This is a genomic window from Actinoplanes sp. ATCC 53533 (assembly GCF_003947245.1).
The window spans coordinates 1-15894 of record NZ_QHHV01000150.1 but is presented as its reverse complement, the minus strand read 5'-3'; the positions used below and the strand labels follow the sequence as shown (position 1 = coordinate 15894).

14 protein-coding genes and 1 pseudogene are annotated in these 15894 nt (G+C 72.4%); 6 read left to right on the top strand and 9 right to left on the bottom strand.

The window, feature by feature from the left end; translation table 11 throughout:
- From DMB66_RS66180 to DMB66_RS40400, 4 genes and pseudogenes are all read right to left on the bottom strand, one after another.
- A pseudogene (locus tag DMB66_RS66180) lies at nucleotides 1-148 on the bottom strand (response regulator); the annotation flags it as partial.
- 31 nt (nucleotides 149-179) lie between these two features.
- Complete coding sequence (locus DMB66_RS40410) at nucleotides 180-1775, bottom strand: ATP-binding protein (protein ID WP_125809414.1); 1596 nt, start codon at nucleotides 1773-1775, stop codon at nucleotides 180-182.
- Nucleotides 1772-2971 (bottom strand): PP2C family protein-serine/threonine phosphatase, encoded by a 1200-nt coding sequence (locus tag DMB66_RS40405; RefSeq protein ID WP_125809413.1) that lies wholly within the window; start codon nucleotides 2969-2971, stop codon nucleotides 1772-1774. The genes DMB66_RS40410 and DMB66_RS40405 overlap by 4 nt, the downstream gene beginning before the upstream one ends.
- Nucleotides 2972-3116: 145 nt before the next feature.
- Nucleotides 3117-3464, bottom strand: a complete 348-nt coding sequence (locus tag DMB66_RS40400; protein ID WP_125809412.1) for a hypothetical protein — start codon at nucleotides 3462-3464, stop codon at nucleotides 3117-3119.
- 99 nt (nucleotides 3465-3563) lie between these two features.
- Between DMB66_RS40400 and DMB66_RS40395 the strand changes: the two genes are divergently transcribed.
- Nucleotides 3564-5936, top strand: a complete 2373-nt coding sequence (locus tag DMB66_RS40395) for a M28 family peptidase (RefSeq protein ID WP_370320163.1) — start codon at nucleotides 3564-3566, stop codon at nucleotides 5934-5936.
- A 3-nt stretch (nucleotides 5937-5939) separates the two neighbouring features.
- Here DMB66_RS40395 and DMB66_RS40390 read toward each other — a convergent pair whose 3' ends face one another.
- From DMB66_RS40390 to DMB66_RS40375, 4 genes are all read right to left on the bottom strand, one after another.
- Nucleotides 5940-6224 (bottom strand): Smr/MutS family protein, encoded by a 285-nt coding sequence (locus tag DMB66_RS40390; protein WP_125809410.1) that lies wholly within the window; start codon nucleotides 6222-6224, stop codon nucleotides 5940-5942.
- Nucleotides 6221-6607, bottom strand: a complete 387-nt coding sequence (locus DMB66_RS40385) for a M48 family metallopeptidase (RefSeq protein WP_125809409.1) — start codon at nucleotides 6605-6607, stop codon at nucleotides 6221-6223. The genes DMB66_RS40390 and DMB66_RS40385 overlap by 4 nt, the downstream gene beginning before the upstream one ends.
- Nucleotides 6608-6829: 222 nt before the next feature.
- Nucleotides 6830-8473 carry a hypothetical protein gene (locus DMB66_RS40380; RefSeq protein ID WP_125809408.1) on the bottom strand — a complete coding sequence of 548 codons (1644 nt, stop codon included), beginning with the start codon at nucleotides 8471-8473 and terminating at the stop codon, nucleotides 6830-6832.
- Between the two features lie 50 nt (nucleotides 8474-8523).
- Nucleotides 8524-8814, bottom strand: coding sequence for a hypothetical protein (locus DMB66_RS40375; protein WP_125809407.1), 291 nt, complete (start codon nucleotides 8812-8814; stop codon nucleotides 8524-8526).
- Between the two features lie 130 nt (nucleotides 8815-8944).
- On the opposite strand from DMB66_RS40375, the gene DMB66_RS40370 reads away from it, so the two are divergent.
- Together DMB66_RS40370 and DMB66_RS40365 are read left to right on the top strand one after the other, a co-directional pair.
- Nucleotides 8945-9682 carry a response regulator transcription factor gene (locus DMB66_RS40370; RefSeq protein WP_125809406.1) on the top strand — a complete coding sequence of 246 codons (738 nt, stop codon included), beginning with the start codon at nucleotides 8945-8947 and terminating at the stop codon, nucleotides 9680-9682.
- Nucleotides 9683-9710: 28 nt separating this feature from the next.
- Nucleotides 9711-11255, top strand: coding sequence for a HAMP domain-containing sensor histidine kinase (locus DMB66_RS40365; protein ID WP_199752907.1), 1545 nt, complete (start codon nucleotides 9711-9713; stop codon nucleotides 11253-11255).
- 3 nt (nucleotides 11256-11258) lie between these two features.
- On the opposite strand, the gene DMB66_RS40360 is transcribed toward DMB66_RS40365, so the two are convergent.
- Nucleotides 11259-11663 carry a hypothetical protein gene (locus DMB66_RS40360; protein WP_125809405.1) on the bottom strand — a complete coding sequence of 135 codons (405 nt, stop codon included), beginning with the start codon at nucleotides 11661-11663 and terminating at the stop codon, nucleotides 11259-11261.
- A 274-nt stretch (nucleotides 11664-11937) separates the two neighbouring features.
- Between DMB66_RS40360 and DMB66_RS40355 the strand changes: the two genes are divergently transcribed.
- The 3 genes from DMB66_RS40355 to DMB66_RS40345 all read left to right on the top strand — a co-directional run.
- The gene (locus DMB66_RS40355) at nucleotides 11938-12999 is read left to right on the top strand and encodes a 3-deoxy-7-phosphoheptulonate synthase (RefSeq protein WP_125809404.1); all 1062 of its coding nucleotides are present in this window, start codon (nucleotides 11938-11940) and stop codon (nucleotides 12997-12999) included.
- Nucleotides 13000-13103: 104 nt separating this feature from the next.
- Nucleotides 13104-15284 carry a glycosyltransferase family 39 protein gene (locus DMB66_RS40350; RefSeq protein WP_125809403.1) on the top strand — a complete coding sequence of 727 codons (2181 nt, stop codon included), beginning with the start codon at nucleotides 13104-13106 and terminating at the stop codon, nucleotides 15282-15284.
- Nucleotides 15285-15518: 234 nt separating this feature from the next.
- On the top strand, nucleotides 15519-15894 hold a 376-nt coding region (locus tag DMB66_RS40345), incomplete at its 3' end, for a hypothetical protein (RefSeq protein ID WP_233625189.1).

Genomic DNA, 15894 nt, shown 5'->3' with positions numbered 1-15894 from the left:
GCGCCTCGGCGCCGTCGGACACCACGGTCAGCCGGTTGCGGACCTTGTGCTCCTCGAACGCCTCCTGCGTCATGAGCACGTCGCCCGGGTCGTCCTCGACGAGCAGCACCTCGATGGGTGTGCCGTCCTGTCGAACCGCACCGGTCATGCCGAGCCTCCTTTGGCGCGTTCGCCTGGTGTCATGCCACGACCTCGTCCTGTTTCCGTGGCTCCGCCACCGGCACGCCGGCCAGCAGGGGCAACGTGAAATAGATCGACGTGCCCTCGGCGACGTCCAGGTCGAGCCAGATCCGCCCGCCATGGTATTCGACGATCTTCTTCACGATCGCCAGCCCGATGCCGGTGCCCTCGTACGCGTCCCGCGCGTGCAGCCGCTGGAAGATCACGAAGACCTTGTCGGCGAACTCGGCCTCGATGCCGATGCCGTTGTCCCGGACGTTGAGCTGCCATTCCTCGCCCACCAGGGACGCTGTGACCCGGATGACCGGCGCGACGTCGGGGCGGCGGAACTTCAGCGAGTTGCCGATCAGGTTGACGAAGAGCGTGGTGAGCAGCGGCTCCTCGCCCTCCACCGTCGGCAGGTCGGCCCAGGTGATCTCGGCGTCGTCGCCGGCCCGCGCTTCGAGCTGCGACTTCACCTCGGTCAGCACCTGGTCCAGGTGCACGTCGGTGAAGCCGGCGGTGAGCCGGCCGATCCGGGAGAACGCCAGCAGGTCGTTGATCAGGCGCTGCATCCGCTGCGCGCCGTCGACCGCGAAAGCGATGTACTGATCGGCCCGCTCGTCCATCTGGCCCGCGTAGCGGCGCTGCAGCAGCTGGCAGAAGCTGGCCACCTTGCGCAGCGGCTCCTGCAGGTCGTGCGAGGCCACGTAGGCGAACTGCTCGAGGTCGCGGTTGGACCGGGTCAGCTCCTCGGCCTGCTGCTTGAGCTGGTCGTTGACCCACTCGATCTGCTCGCGGGCCTCGCGCACCTCGCTCAGCTCGGCCGCGATCTGCCGGCGCATCCCGTCGACGTCGGCGGCCAGGGTGCGCAGCTCGGGTGAGCCCCGGCTGGTGATGTGCTTGCCGTAGGCGCCGTCGGCCACCTCGCGGACCTGCTCGGCCAGCTCGGTCACCGGCCGGCTGACCAGGCGGTCGAGCAGCAGGAACAGGATCGCCCCGGCCAGAATGACCACCACCGCGGCGAAGATCTCCAGCGCGACGAGCACCGTGCCGGTGCGCTTCGCCGCCACCGCGGACTGATCGCGCACCACCAGGATGTCCTGCTGCAGTTCGCCGATCGACGCCCGCAGCGCGTCGAACTGACTGGTGTCGGCCGCTTCGATCAGCGCCTGGCCGGCCTCCGGCCCCTGGTCGCGGACGGCGTTGAGCACCGGGATCGCGACGACGGCCCGCCACTGGTCGGCCCGCTGCCGCACCAGCTCGGTCGAGGCCCGCACGGCCGGGTCACCGTCGGGGCCGTTGAGCCGGTCGATCTCGGCGAGGAGCCTGTTCTGGGCGGCCAGACCATCGTTGTACGGCGACAGGTTGTCCTGTTCACCGCTGATCGCATACCCGCGGATGCCGGTCTCCTGATCGACCACCGCGGTGCTGAGGCTCTCGCCCGCGGACCGCATCGGGCCGGTCCGGTCCAGGATGGTGTCGATGTGCCGGTTGCTGTTCGCGGCGGTGAGCGCGGCGAAGACCCCGAGGATCGTCAGGACCAGCGCGACCGTCACCGACAGGGCGACCACCCGGCGGCGCAGCGTCCAGGCGCGGAGGCTGAACACGCTCATCGGCCGCCGCCCCGGGAGATCAGCAGCATCGCCACGTCGTCGGCGAGCGGACCGCCGTTGCCCTGCTCGGCCCGGCCGACCAGCCAGGCCGGGAGGGCGGGCAGCGGCACCTGGGCGGCGGCCGGCTCGGCCAGCACCCCGCACAGCCCGTCGACGTCGAGGCGCTCGTTGCCCACGCCGGTGTGCCCCTCGATAAGTCCGTCGGTATACATCAGCAAGGACCAGTCATCGCCGGAGAGCTCCACGTCGGTCGCGGGGGTGGGGGTGGGCTTGACCCCCAGCACGATGCCGCGGCGGGCGTCGACCGGCTCGGCCCGGCCGTCCTTGAGCAGCACCGGCGGTGGGTGGCCGGCCAGCCGTACTGTTGCCCGGTCGGCGCTCAGATCGAACACCACCGAGGCGACAGTGGCGAAGATCTCCCGGGCCCGCCGCTCGCTCATCAGCACCTGCTCCAGCGCGCCGAGAATCTTGTCCTCGGGCACGCCGCCGAGCACCAGCGCCCGCCACGCCACCCGGAGCTCGACGCCGAGGGCCGCCTCGTCCACGCTGTGCCCGCAGACGTCGCCGACGATGACGTGCAGCCGGTCGGGGCCGACCTGCACCACGTCGAAGAAGTCGCCGCCGAGCAGGCCCAGCGCGCGCCCGGAGCGATAGAACGTGTGCACCGCCACCGCGGTGGTCTGCATCAGCGGCTGGGGCAGCAGGCCGCGTTCGAGCCGAGCCGACTCGGCCTGGCGCAGCTCCACCTCACGCAGCCGCTGGGTGTTCTCGTCGGCGCGCTTGCGCTCGACCGCATACCGCAGGGCCCGGACCAGCAGGACGCCGTCGACCTGGCCCTTGACCAGGTAGTCCTGGGCGCCCTCGGCGACCGCCGCGACACCCAGGTGCTCGTCGGAGCGGCCGGTGAGCACGCAGACCGCGGCGCTGCCGGCCACCGCGAGCAGCTTGCGCAGCCCGTCGATGCCCTCGGCGTCCGGCAGCCCCAGGTCGAGCAGGACGCACTGCACGCCGCGCATCATCGGCCGGGCCTCCCGCAGGCTGGTCGCCACCCGCAGGTCGAACAGCGCACCCGCCTCGGCGAGCAACTCCTTCACCAGGAAGGCGTCGCCCTCGTCGTCCTCGACCAGCAGGATGCGCAGCCGCTCCGGGACAGTCAACGCCGCGGGTGGCGCCGCGAGAGCACGCCCGCTCACCATGCCACCCCGCACGACGGGGTGCGCATGACGGCGGCTCCGGCGCGGTGGAAACGGTTGATGGCTCGACTCCTTCGGGCTTGACCCGCTGATAGTCCACCACCGGATGCGGGCGCACAACACCGGATGCGGGCGGCGGCGGCGCGGGTCACGCCGGCGGCCCGTACGACTGATCCTCGGCCACCCGGCGGGCGTGCTCGGCGATCACCTGACCGAGGATGCCGTGCAGCCGGCCGCAGTCGCCGCAGTGCAGATTCTCGTCCAGCCGGCGGCTGCCGCAGCCGGTGCAGGTGCCCCGGTCGGCCGGATCCCGGTATGCCTCCAGGGCCCGGCACATCGCCCGCACGACATGATCACTGACCTGGAACGTCGCCTCCCCGAGCGCGGTACGCAGGCCGAGCACGGCGGCGGGGCCGGTCTCGGGCGTCGGGTCGTAGCAGGCGACCCGATCGATGAACTCGGCGAAAACGGCAGGGGGGTCGAGCGGGGCGGTCACCGGACCAAGTTATGTCACCGGTCGGGGAGTTCCACGGGGTACCCGGGCGCGGCCGCAGCCGATTAGATGTCATGGGTCACTGTTGTGCGGGAGGTTCACGTGGGCGTACCCCGGCTCGAGGCCGCGTCGCGGGCCCTGACCCGCCCCGTTCACCGGGTGGGCGCGGCGCTGGCGGCGGTCGTGGTGCTGCTGGTCGTCGCGGCGGCGGCGCTGCATTCCGTGCGGCCACCCGCCGCGCGGGGTGCCGGCGCGCCCGCCGCCGAGTTCAGCGCCGGCCGCGCGTTCCAGCAGATCCAGGCCATCGCCGCCGAGCCGCACGTGGCGGGCAGCGCGCCCGCCGACGCGGTCCGCGGCCATCTCCTGACCACCCTCCGCGGCCTCGGTCTCGACCCCGAGGTGCAGGAGACGGTCTCGGTCCAGGGCGGCGAGCTGTCGGCCAGCGCGGGCGGGATCGGCCTGGCCCGGGTGCGCAACGTGGTGACGCTGCTGCCCGGCACGGCGCCGACCGGGCGGATCTTCCTGGTCGCGCACTACGACTCGGCGCAGACCTCGCCGGGCGGCAACGACGACGGCTCGGGCACGGCGGCGATCCTGGAGACGGCCCGGGCCCTGGCGACCGGCCCGCGGCTGCGCAACGACGTGGTGCTCGTCCTCACCGACGCCGAGGAGGCGTGCGTGTGCGGCGCCCAGGCCTTCGTCGACCAGCATCCGCTGGCCCGCGGCGGCGGCATCGTGCTCAACCTGGAGGCCCGCGGCAGCACCGGTCCGGCGATCATGTTCGAGACCGCGGCGGGCAACGCGCGCCTGACCGGGGTCTACGCGGGGGCGCCGAAACCGGTGGGCACCTCGTTCGCGGTGGAGGTCTACCGGCTGCTGCCCAACGACACCGATTTCACCCCGTTCCGCGAGGCCGGCTTCACCGGGTTCAACAGCGCCTACATCGACGGCGCGGCGGTCTATCACTCGCCGGGCGACACCCCGGCGGCACTGGACCGGGACAGCCTGCAGCACCTCGGCGCCAACGCCCTGGCGCTGACCCGCGACCTCGGCGGGCGCGACCTGCCGGCGCTGCGCTCGGACGGCGACGCCACCTACTTCCCCGTGCCGGGCGGCCTGGCGGTCTACCCGGGCACGCTGACCTGGCCGCTGGCCGCGCTCGCGCTGGTGGCCGTGCTGGCGCTGGGCTGGCTGGCCCGGCGCCGCGGGCTGGTCACCGGCGGGCGGCTGGCGGGCGGCTTCGTGCTCGCGGTGCTGCCGCTCCTCGCGACCCCGGTGGCGGCCCAGTTGCTCTGGGCGATGCTGAAACTCATCCGGCCGGGGTACGCCGAACAGCTCATCGACCCGTACCGGCCGTTCTGGTACCGGCTGGCGATCGGTGCGCTGACCGCGACGATCGTCTTCGCCTGGTACGCGCTGCTGCGGCGCCGGCTGAGCCCGGCGGCGCTGGCCTTCGGTGGGCTCGGCTGGCTGGCGGTGCTCGGCCTGGCGCTGGCCGCGCTGGCGCCGGGCGGCTCCTACCTCGCGGCGCTGCCGGCGCTGGCGGGTGCGCTCACGGGCATCGCCGCGGTGCTGCTGCGCGGCTGGTGGTCCGTGCTCGTGGTGACGCTGGGCGCGGCCATCGCGGTGGTGGTGCTGCTGCCCACGACGGTCATGTTCTTCCCGGCCCTGGGCCTGGCGCTCGGCGGCTCCGGCGCCCTCATCGCGACGCTGCTGGCCTTGGCCCTCCTGCCGGTCGTCGACCTGCTGCACCCCGAGGCCGGCGGGCAGCGTGCCATGGTGGCGGCGCGGGCCCGCCGGCGCGGCGCGGCGCCGGCCCTGGCGGCGGCGCTCACCGCGGTCGCCTGCATCGGGGCCGGCCTGACCGTGGACCGTTTCGACGCGGCGCACCCGGCACCCACCCACCTGATGTACGCCCTGGACACGGACACCGGCCAGGCCCGCTGGCTGAGCGCGGAGAGCAAACCGCAGCGGTGGACCGCGCAGTACGTGTCCGGCGACCGGGCGCCGGTGACCGACACCCTGCCCGCCTTCGGCCCGGAGGAGCTCCTCGCCGGTCCGGCGCAGCCGGTGCAGTTGCCGGCCCCGACGCTGACGCCCTCCGCCGACACCACGACCGGCGACCTGCGGACGGTCACCTTCCGGCTGACCCCCCGGCGACCGGTGCGGCTGATCACCCTGCACGTGAACGCCGAGGCGACCGTCACCGCGGCCACGGTCTCCGGCCGCGAGGTGCCCACGGACCGGACGGCCGGCGGCCCGTGGGGCTTCGGTTTCGTGTTCCACGCGCCGCCGCCGGACGGCATCGAGGTGACCCTGACCGTGCCCGCGAGGACCCCGCTCCGGCTGCGCGCGATGGACGCGAGCGACGGCCTCGCCACCGTGCCGGGCTTCCGGGCCCGCCCGCCAGAGGTGGGGGTCCTGGGCTCGCACAGCTCGGAGATGCTGGCCGTGGCGCACACCTACACCCTGTGACGCCTACCTGCCGCGCCGCCCCTTGCCCTGCGACGACTCGAACTTGAAGTGCACGAACAGCCGCCCCCAGTTGTCGCCGTCCTTCTCGATCCGGTGATAGAGCTGCTTGATCTCCTTCTGGTCCAGGAAGCGGATGACCTTCTTCTTCAGGGCACCCGATCCCTTGCCCGGGATGATCTCGACGAGCGTGGCCTTCTTCTGGATGGCCTCGTCGATGACATCGCGCAGGGCCTTGTCGATCTGGGTGCCCTTGTTGAAGATGTCGTGCAGGTCCAGCTTGATCTTCACGCCTGGGATCCTATTCCGCCGTCGTGCTTGCCCAGCCAGGTCTCGACCCGCCGCAGCGCCTCGGTGTAGTCGCCGTGGCTGTGCATCGCCGCGGCCAGGCGCAGGTGTGGCAGGGCCTCACGAAAGCGGCCGGCCCTTTCAAGGGTCCGGCCGAGCACGTGGTGCGCATAGTGGTCGGACGGATCATGCTCGATCAGCGTCCGGAGCTGCGCCTCCGCCCCGCCGAGTTGCGCGGAGTTGAAGTAGGCCCGGGCCAGGAGCTGCCGTACGGCGGCGTTGTGCGGCTCGGCCTCGACGATCGGTTCCAGCAGCCGGGCCGCCCCGAGGGGATCGCCGGACTCGAAGAAGAAATTGGCCCTGCGGTACTCCTCCAAAAGATCCACGACCCGCTCCCCACACGCTCGCGCCGGCGACTGAAGCCAACGCTGGCACAACATCTCCCGAACGGCGAGTGTTCCAAGGCCCTAAACTTCCCGACAATTCACCCTATTCCGCGAACCTCGCGGCACAGAATGCCTGGCTGAAGGGCCTCCCGCGACGGCACCTCCGGTTCGGGCGCCCATGTCCCGGCGACCGCGGACTCGCCGGCCGGGACCCTCGCGAGCTCATGAGCGGCGGACCAGCAGCGCGGCCAGTCCCCCGCCGAGCAGCAGGGTGCCGAGCGCGACCAGCGCGATCGGGCTGAGCCCGGTGACCGGCAGCCCGCCGGCCGCCCCGGGCAGGACGGAGGCGGTCATCCGGCGCGGCGCCGGGGAACCAGAGGGCAGCGGAGCGGCAGCAGCGGGCGTGGCGGTGACGAAGCCGCCGACGGTGATGCCATCGCCGGTGCGCACCACCACCGCGACGTCGTACTCGCGGTCGTTGCGCAGCCCGGTCAGCTCGCAGCCCGCGGCGGTGGCGACGGTGAGCGTGCAACCGGACTCGTAACCGGCGGTCGTCGCCCAGTAGTAGGTGAACTCCCCGGAGCCGAGGTCCGCGGGCGGCCGCCATTCGACCCGCAGGCCGCCGTCGAGGGCACGCACCCGGACGCCGGTCGCGGCGCCGGGCGGCCGGGGCAGACCCGCCACCGGTACGGGCACAGCACTCGCCGCGGTGCTGCCCGCGCCCAACTGCCCGTCGGCGCCGGCTCCCCAGCAGTACGCGTACCCCCGGGTGTCGAAGGCGCAGCTGTGTTCCTCGCCGGCGTCCAGATCGCGCAGCGTGCCACCGGCCGTGACGCCGACGGGCACCGCCCGGGCCACCGAGCGCCCGCTGCCCAGCCGGCCGTCCGCTCCCTCACCCCAGCAGAATGCCCGGCCGCCCCGGTCCAGCCCGCAGGTGTGCTCGCCGCCGGCGGTCACCTCGCCGAGCGCGGCGCTCAGGGCGACACCGACCGGCTCGGCCTTGGTGCCACGCGTGCCCGATCCGAGCCCCCTGGTGCCCCAGCAGGACGCCCGCCCCTCGGCGCCGAGCGCGCAGGCCTGCGTCCCGCCGACCGTGACCTCGCGAACCTTGCCGCGCATCGGCCCGATCGCGGCGACCGCCACCGGCTCGTCGCGATCACCGTGGCCGCGGGTTCCGAGCTGTTCGTACGCGTCCGAGCCCCAGCAGAACGCCGCACCGGCCGCGGTCACGGCGCAGGTGGTGTCCCGGCCCGCGGCGATGTCCACGACCGGGCCACGCATGCCGCTCCGCGTGCCGAGCCGGACCGGCACCACCGACCCTCGCAGCCCCGGCACGCCGAGCTGGCCGTGCGAACCGTCGCCCCAGCACCAGGCGCCGCCCTCGTCGTCCACCGCGCAGGTGTGCCGGGCGCCGGTGGCGATCTCCACCAGGTTCCGGCCGGCCAGCCCGGTCACCGCGACCGGGGCGTCCCGGTCGGTCGCCGTCCCGTCGCCGAGCTGCCCGGCGGAGTCGTCGCCCCAGCAGTGCGCCGCGCCGCGGAGGTCGACCGCGCAGGTGTGCGCCTTGCCGGCGTCGACCTGAACCGCGCCGCGCAGCGCGAGGACCGCCTGGCCGAAGGAGTGCGCGGCGGGGCCGTCGCCGAGCTGCCCGGACGAGTCGTCGCCCCAGCAGTAGAGCTCGCCGATGCTGGTGAGGGCGCACGAGTGGGCGCCGCCCGCCGCGATGGTGGCCGTGCCCAGGCTCGCGGTCCGGATCGTGTCGGCATCGATGCCGGGCGGGTAGGACCCCTGCGCCGCCGCCGGCACCGCGGACCACACGATGAGGGCGAGCGCCGCGACGGCGCCTCCGAGACGGCCCAATCGCACGCGTTCCTCCGCTCACCCGGCCAGCACAACGCGGGCTAGTATGCGGAGTTTTAGGCCTTTAGTCCGTTTCCGACACGCTCCCTGCCGCGACCCGCGGCCGGAACCTCGGCGAGCACGTCGCTGCTGGTGATCGTGTCCGCCGCGCTCACCGTCGAGAAGCCCACCAGCTCGCCGGCGCCGAGCCGGGTCGCCGGCGCCAGCGGCGGGCCCAGCACAGCCGCCAGGGCCAGGGCCGCGACCAGGGTCGCCCCGGTGCCGCGCCGCCACCACCGCGCGCGCCCGCCCGCCGGGGCCGGGCTGCTCGGGAACGCCGGGGAACGGGAGATCATCATGTCCGTCATGCCGATCACGATGGCGGGTGACGGTGTCATGACGCTGTGCCAAAACCATGGAGCACCTGTGTTCGGGACACACAGGTGCTACACAGGAAACGAAAAGGCGGCGCAAAGCGTGGCCCACCACAGTAGGGGCATGACGATGGCGAACGCAGACAGCGGCACGGAGCTCCGGCGGCCCGACGGCGGCCCCGTCCGGGTGCTGGTGGTCGACGACGAGCCCACCCTGGCCGAGTTGCTCTCGATGGCCCTGCGATACGAGGGCTGGGACGTGCGCAGCGCCGGCGACGGGCAGACCGCCGTCCGGACCGCCCGCGACTTCCGCCCCGACGCCGTCGTGCTCGACATGATGCTGCCCGACATCGACGGCCTCGAGGTGCTCCGCCGGCTGCGGGGCGAGTCGCCCGAGGTGCCGGTGCTCTTCCTCACCGCCAAGGACTCCGTCGAGGACCGGATCACCGGGCTCACCGCGGGCGGCGACGACTACGTCACCAAGCCGTTCAGCCTGGAGGAGGTCGTCGCCCGGCTGCGTGGCCTGATGCGCCGGATGGGCCGCTCGCCCATGCGGGTCGACTCGCAGCTCATCGTCGGTGACCTGAGCCTGGACGAGGACAGCCACGAGGTGCGCCGCGGTGACACCCTGGTCACGCTGACCGCCACCGAGTTCGAGCTGCTGCGCTATCTGATGCGCAACCCGCGCCGGGTGCTGAGCAAGAGCCAGATCCTGGACCGGGTGTGGAACTACGACTTCGGCGGCCAGGCGAACGTGGTGGAGCTCTACATCTCGTACCTGCGCAAGAAGATCGACGCCGGCCGCGACCCTATGATCCATACCATGCGCGGAGCGGGTTATGTCTTGAAGCCCGCGAACTGAGTTCGCTAACTCGGCCTAGGCGGTCCAGATGAAACCACGATGGCGCAGACCGGCGAGCTGGCCGCTGCGCACCCGGCTCATCGCGATCATGATCACGCTGCTCGTGGTCCTGGGTCTGGCGGTCGGCAGCGCAGCCGAGATCTACCTGCACGAGACCCTCTACAAACGGCTCGACTCGCAGCTGCAGGAGTTCGCAAACCGGGTGCAGGGCAAGCCCGGCAACCTCCCGCCAGGAGACAGGCAGTACAACGGCGCGCCTCCTCCCGGCGCTGGCGACCGGTTCGGTGCCAAGCCCCCGCCCGGCGCCCCGACGAAGTCCATCTTCCTGAAGTTCACCGGGACCAGCGGCACGCCTATCGGCGGAATCGTCATCCTCAAGGCGAACACGGAGGGTGACTACGAAAACGACTACACGGACCTCCCGCCCGCCACCGTCGCTCAACTCAGCGCGCTCAATTCGACGAACGACCCGATAGACATCGACCTGGGCAGCTACGGCGACTATCGCGTCGTCTCCCGGCCCACCACCAACGGTGTGGTCGTCGCCGCCGTGCCGCTGGCGGACACCCAGTCGACGTTGCTCGCGGTCGCTCTCGTGACCGGTGGCGTCGTGCTGGTGACGCTGTTCGTGGCCGGCTGGTCGGGGGCGTTCATCATTCGCCGTACCCTCAAGCCGTTGTATCGGGTCGCGGCCACCGCGACCCGGGTCTCCGAGCTGGAGCTCGACCGGGGTGAGGTCGACCTCGCGCAGCGGGTGCCCGCTGTGGACACCGACCCGGGCACAGAGGTCGGCGCGGTCGGCTCGGCGCTGAACAGGCTGCTCGACCACGTCGGCAGCGCCCTGGAGGCCCGGCACGCCAGCGAGATGCAGGTCCGGCAGTTCGTCGCGGACGCCAGCCACGAGCTGCGCACGCCGCTGGCCGCGATCCGCGGCTATGCCGAGCTGAGCCGGCGCAGCCGCCAGCCGGTCCCGGACGAGATCAGCCACGTGCTGCGCCGCGTCGAGTCGGAGGCCAAGCGGATGACCTCGCTGGTCGAGGACCTGCTGCTGCTGGCCCGGCTGGACGCCGGCCGCCCGCTGGCCCAGGACCCGGTGGACCTGACGATGGTGGTGGTGGACGCGGTGAGCGACGCGCACGCCGCCGGTCCTCAGCACAACTGGCAGCTCGACCTGCCGGACGAGCCGGTGACCGTCACCGGCGATCCCCAGCGCCTGCACCAGGTGCTGGTAAACCTGCTGGCCAACGCCCGCACGCACACGCCGGAGGGCACCATCGTGACGGTCGGGGTGACCGAGCGCGCGGGCGCGGCGCTGCTGACCGTGACCGATTACGGTCCGGGCATCCCGCGGGAGCTGCAGCCGCACATCTTCGAGCGGTTCGCCCGCGGGGACAGCTCCCGCTCCCGGGCGGCGGGCAGCACGGGCCTCGGGCTCTCGATCGTGCACGCGGTGGTGACCGCGCACGGCGGCACGGTCTCGGTGCGCAGCGTGCCGGGCCGCACGGAGTTCGCCGTCCGCCTGCCGATGACCACGACGATGGCCTGGGCCCCGCAGCACGCCGCCGCCCGCTGATCGTCAGGCGCCCCGGCGCAGGCCCTCCATCAGCACGTCTCGCAGGTCCTCCAGCAGCGCGCCCGCGGCCTCGCCGTCGGTCACGTGCAGCTCCAGCGGCACCGACTCGCGGTCGCGGCCCACGATCACGTCCAGCGCGCACAGCGCCCGGCCGGCCAGCTCGCTCGTCACCTCCGGGCAGGCCGCCGCCAGCAGGCGGTCGTCGAGCCAGGGCCGGGCCGCCGCGCCGGGCAGCCCGGCCGCGATCGCGGCGATCGCGGTCAGCGCCTGCGTCGGGGATATCTCATCCAGCAGGACGGACGGCGTCTCCCAGACCCGGAGCACGACCGCCGCCACGGCCTGTCTACGCCGTGCCGGCGGGAGCTCGGCCAGGCCGTCCAGCAGGTACGGCGCGCTCGCGTTGTTCATGTGTTCAATCGCAGCACAGCAACTTGCACGTGCCCATACCCCGGCTGACGGACACCCGGGCGCCCCGATGAGCTAAACTCACCGCGTGTCCTTGGCGTATCAGTGGTTTACGAGGCCGGCTCCCGCCGGTGCCTCAGCCATGATCCCATGACCTGAGACACCTCCGTAGGGCCGGCCGAGGCAGCGACATTCGTCGCTGCCTTTTCGTTTGTTCGAAAACAGCCGGCCACGCCCGGGCCGCCGGCCCCGGGCCCCGGCGGAGGAGAAGACAGCTGTGACCATCCCCGAGGTGCAGCGGGTCAGCGACCAGCGCATCGAGACCATCGTGCCGCTGATGAGCCCCGCGTTGCTCCATCACGAGTTGCCGCTGACCCACGAGCTGTCGGCGACCGTGCTGGACAGCCGCCGGCAGGTGGAGGCCGTGCTCGACGGCCGAGATCCCCGCCTGCTCGTCGTCGTCGGCCCGTGTTCCGTGCACGACCCCGTCGCCGCCACGGAATACGCCGACCGCCTGCGCGTCGAGGCCGACCGGCTCGCCGACGACCTGCTGATCGTGATGCGGGTGTACTTCGAGAAGCCGCGTTCGACCGTCGGCTGGAAGGGGCTCATCAACGACCCCGGGCTGGACGGCTCCGGCGACGTCAGCAAGGGCCTGCGGGTCGCCCGGGCGCTGCTGCTGGAGGTGCTGGGCCGCGGGCTGCCGGTCGGCGTCGAGTTCCTGGATCCGATCACCCCGCAGTACATCGCGGACACGGTGGCCTGGGGCGCGATCGGCGCCCGGACCGTCGAGTCGCAGGTGCACCGCCAGCTGGCCTCGGGTCTGTCCATGCCGATCGGCATGAAGAACCGGCCGGACGGCAGCATCTCCACCGCCATCGACGCGATCAACGCCGCGGCGGGGCGGCACGTCTTCCCCGGCATCGACATCTCCGGCACCCCGGCGATCATGCACACCACCGGCAACCCGGACTGCCACCTGGTGCTGCGCGGCGGCAAGGGCCCGAACTACAGCGCCGCGGACGTCAACGCCGCGCTCGGCCTGCTGCGCGACGCGGGCCTGCCGGAGCGGGTCGTCGTCGACTGCTCGCACGGCAACAGCAACAAGGACCACCTGCGCCAGCCGATCGTCGCCGACGACGTGGCCGGCCAGCTCGAGGCCGGGCAGCAGGGCATCAAGGGCGTGATGCTGGAGAGCTTCCTGATCCCGGGCCGGCAGAACCTGGGCGGAGAACTGGCGTACGGGCAGAGCGTCACGGACGCGTGCATGGGCTGGGAACCGACCGTCGGGGTGCTGGACAGGCTCGCTGCGGCGGCGACGAAACGGCGCGCGGCCTGACCTGACGGACTTTCAGCAGGCACACAGTAATGGCCTAACCAGCCGACAGGCAGGCGGAAGAAAGTCGAAAGGTCAGTGCTTCCGCCTGCCCTAAGGAACCCTCGATGACCACGACGTTGCCCGTACCGCCGGTGGTGTCGCCGGCCGGTCCGCCACCGGCCGCGCCACCACCGCCGGATCGTCCCCGGTCCCGCTGGTCGGCCTTCTTCCGCGGTCGCGCGGACGACGCGCCGTGGGTACGGCCCTCGCTGCTCGCCTTGCTGGCGCTCACCGGCGTCCTCTACCTCTGGGGCCTCGGCGCCTCCGGCTGGGGCAACGCGTTCTACTCGGCCGCCGTGCAGGCCGGCTCGGAGAGCTGGAAGGCCTTCTTCTACGGCTCGTCCGACGCGGCGAACTCGATCACGGTCGACAAGACCCCCGGCTCACTCTGGATCATGGCCCTGTCGGTGCGGATCTTCGGCCTGAGCTCGTGGAGCATCCTGGTGCCGCAGGCGCTGATGGGTGTCGCGACGGTCGGGCTGCTGTTCGCCACGGTCCGCCGCTGGTACGGCCCCGCGGCCGGCCTGCTCGCCGGTGCGGTGTCGGCGCTGACCCCGGTGGCCGTGCTGATGTTCCGGTTCAACAACCCCGACGCGCTGCTCGTGCTGCTGATGGTGGCCGGTGCGTACGCGACCGTGCGGGCCATCGAGAACGGCTCGACGAAGTGGCTGGTCCTGGCCGGGGTGTTCGTCGGCTTCGGCTTCCTCACCAAGATGCTGCAGGCGTTGCTGGTGGTGCCCGCGTACGCGCTGGCGTACCTGTTCGCCGGCCCGCCGAAGCTGGGTAAGCGGATCGGGCAGCTGCTGCTCTCGGGTCTGGCGGTGGTCGTCTCGGCCGGCTGGTACATCGCGGTCGTCGAGCTGGTGCCGGCCTCGATGCGCCCCTACATCGGCGGTTCGCAGAACAACAGCCTGCTGGAGCTGACCCTGGGCTACAACGGCCTGGGCCGGCTCAACGGCGAGGAGGTCGGCAGTGTCGGTGGCGGCGGAGGCCGAGGCATGGGGGGCGAGGGCGGCTTCCTGCGCATGTTCGAAAGCGCGCAGGGCGGTCAGGTCTCCTGGCTGCTGCCGGCCGCGCTGATCACGCTGGTCGCCGGCCTGGTGCTGACGCTGCGGGCGGCCCGCACCGACCGGCTGCGGGCCGGGCTGATCCTGTGGGGCGCCTGGCTCCTCATCACCGCGGCGGTCTTCAGCTTCATGCAGGGCATCTTCCACGCGTACTACACCGTGGCGCTGGCCCCGGCGATCGGCGCGGTGGTCGGCATGGGCTCGGTGCTGCTCTGGCGGCGCCGGCGGAACATCTTCGCGGCGCTGACGCTGGCGGCGACGATCGCGGTGAGCGCCTGGTGGTCGTACCAGCTGCTCGGCCGCAGCGCCGACTTCCTGCCCTGGCTGCGCTGGGTCGTCCTGGCCGGCGGCATCGTGGCGGCGCTCGGCGTGCTCGCCGCGCTGCGCCTGCCGGCCCGGATCGCCGTGGCGACCGCGGGCCTCGCGCTGGCCGCGGTGCTGGCCGGACCCGCCGCCTACGCCGTGCAGACGGCATCGGAACCGCACACCGGCTCGATCCCCTCCGCCGGCCCGGCCTCCCAGGGCGGCGGCTTCGGCGGACGCGGCGGCATGGGCGGTGGCGGACGCGGTCAGCGCGGCGCCTTCCCGGGCGGCATGGGCGCGCCCGGCGGCGGCTTCCAGGGCGGCGGCGGCTTCCCGGGAGGCGGCACCCAGCAGGGCGGCACCACCCAAGGAGGCACCACCCAAGGCGGCACGGCTCAGGGCGGCACGGCTCAGGGCGGCACGGCTCAGGGCGGCACGGCTCAGGGCGGCGGCGCGGCGCCCGGCGGCACCGCGCGGGGTGGCGGGATGCGTGGCGGTGGCGGCATGGGTGGCCTGCTCAACGCGGCCACCGTCAGCGACCAGATGAAGTCCCTGCTGGACGCGGACGCGGACCAGTACAACTGGGTCGCCGCGGCGGTCGGCTCGCAGAACGCCTCGGGCTACCAGCTCGCCACCGGCGACCCGGTGATGGCGGTCGGCGGCTTCAACGGCAGCGACCCCTCCCCGACGCTCGCCCAGTTCCAGCAGTACGTGGCCGACGGAAAGATCCACTACTTCATCGGCGGCGGAGGCTTCGGCGGCGGCATCAACTCGGGCGGCAGCAACTACAGTTCGCAGATCGCCGAGTGGGTCGCCGCGAACTTCACGAGCCAGACAGTCGACGGGGTCACCCTCTACGACCTGACCGCCCAATAAACAACTCCACCTGCGCAGCGGGCGGTCCTCGACTCCGAGGGCCGCCCGTTCGGCATGTCACCTGCGGGGCGAAAGCGCAGGTCGGCGCTGCGCTACCCCTGGAAATTTCGGCTATCACGTCCCCGATGTCATGATTCTTCCTGGACTAGGGATGCGAATCGTTGGCCCGGCTACCTCGGCGTGGCAGCAACGACCGCGGCAGGGTGCGACGCATGTAGAGCGCGGCATATCGTCATGGATGTGGTGAGGCAGACAGCTAAGGCTGAAAGCATGGCGCCTGGTTCACGGTATGCGGACCAGCGGCACTATGTCGTGCCGGCGAGCCTTGCTGACCTGCACGGCCCGGTTAGTGGCTTGGTGGTGCTCGATCGATCGTTGGACTGGTCCGGTGACAGCACCTACGACCTGGACGATGCCGGCGACCTGCAAGTGATGTATCAGACTGTGCTGAATCAGGCCACGGCCACCGAGAACCTGAGCCGATGGCTCGACGGCGACCTTCTTCGCCAGATGTGGCCCGAGCTGTGGCTTCCTGCCCGACTGCGAGCGCTTTGGCAGGCCCGATTCCCCGAACTGGGCACGCCCCCGCACGGCCCTCGCCGGCTGAACA

Bases quoted from the DNA above. Each gene is read 5' to 3' on its own strand.
- DMB66_RS40370 (WP_125809406.1), top strand. From the start codon at position 8,945: ATGACGATGGCGAACGCAGACAGCGGCACGGAGCTCCGGCGGCCCGAC.
- DMB66_RS40365 (WP_199752907.1), top strand. From the start codon at position 9,711: ATGAAACCACGATGGCGCAGACCGGCGAGCTGGCCGCTGCGCACCCGG.
- DMB66_RS40360 (WP_125809405.1), bottom strand. From the start codon at position 11,663: ATGAACAACGCGAGCGCGCCGTACCTGCTGGACGGCCTGGCCGAGCTC.
- DMB66_RS40350 (WP_125809403.1), top strand. From the start codon at position 13,104: ATGACCACGACGTTGCCCGTACCGCCGGTGGTGTCGCCGGCCGGTCCG.
- DMB66_RS40410 (WP_125809414.1), bottom strand. From the start codon at position 1,775: ATGAGCGTGTTCAGCCTCCGCGCCTGGACGCTGCGCCGCCGGGTGGTC.
- DMB66_RS40375 (WP_125809407.1), bottom strand. From the start codon at position 8,814: ATGACGGACATGATGATCTCCCGTTCCCCGGCGTTCCCGAGCAGCCCG.
- DMB66_RS40405 (WP_125809413.1), bottom strand. From the start codon at position 2,971: ATGGTGAGCGGGCGTGCTCTCGCGGCGCCACCCGCGGCGTTGACTGTC.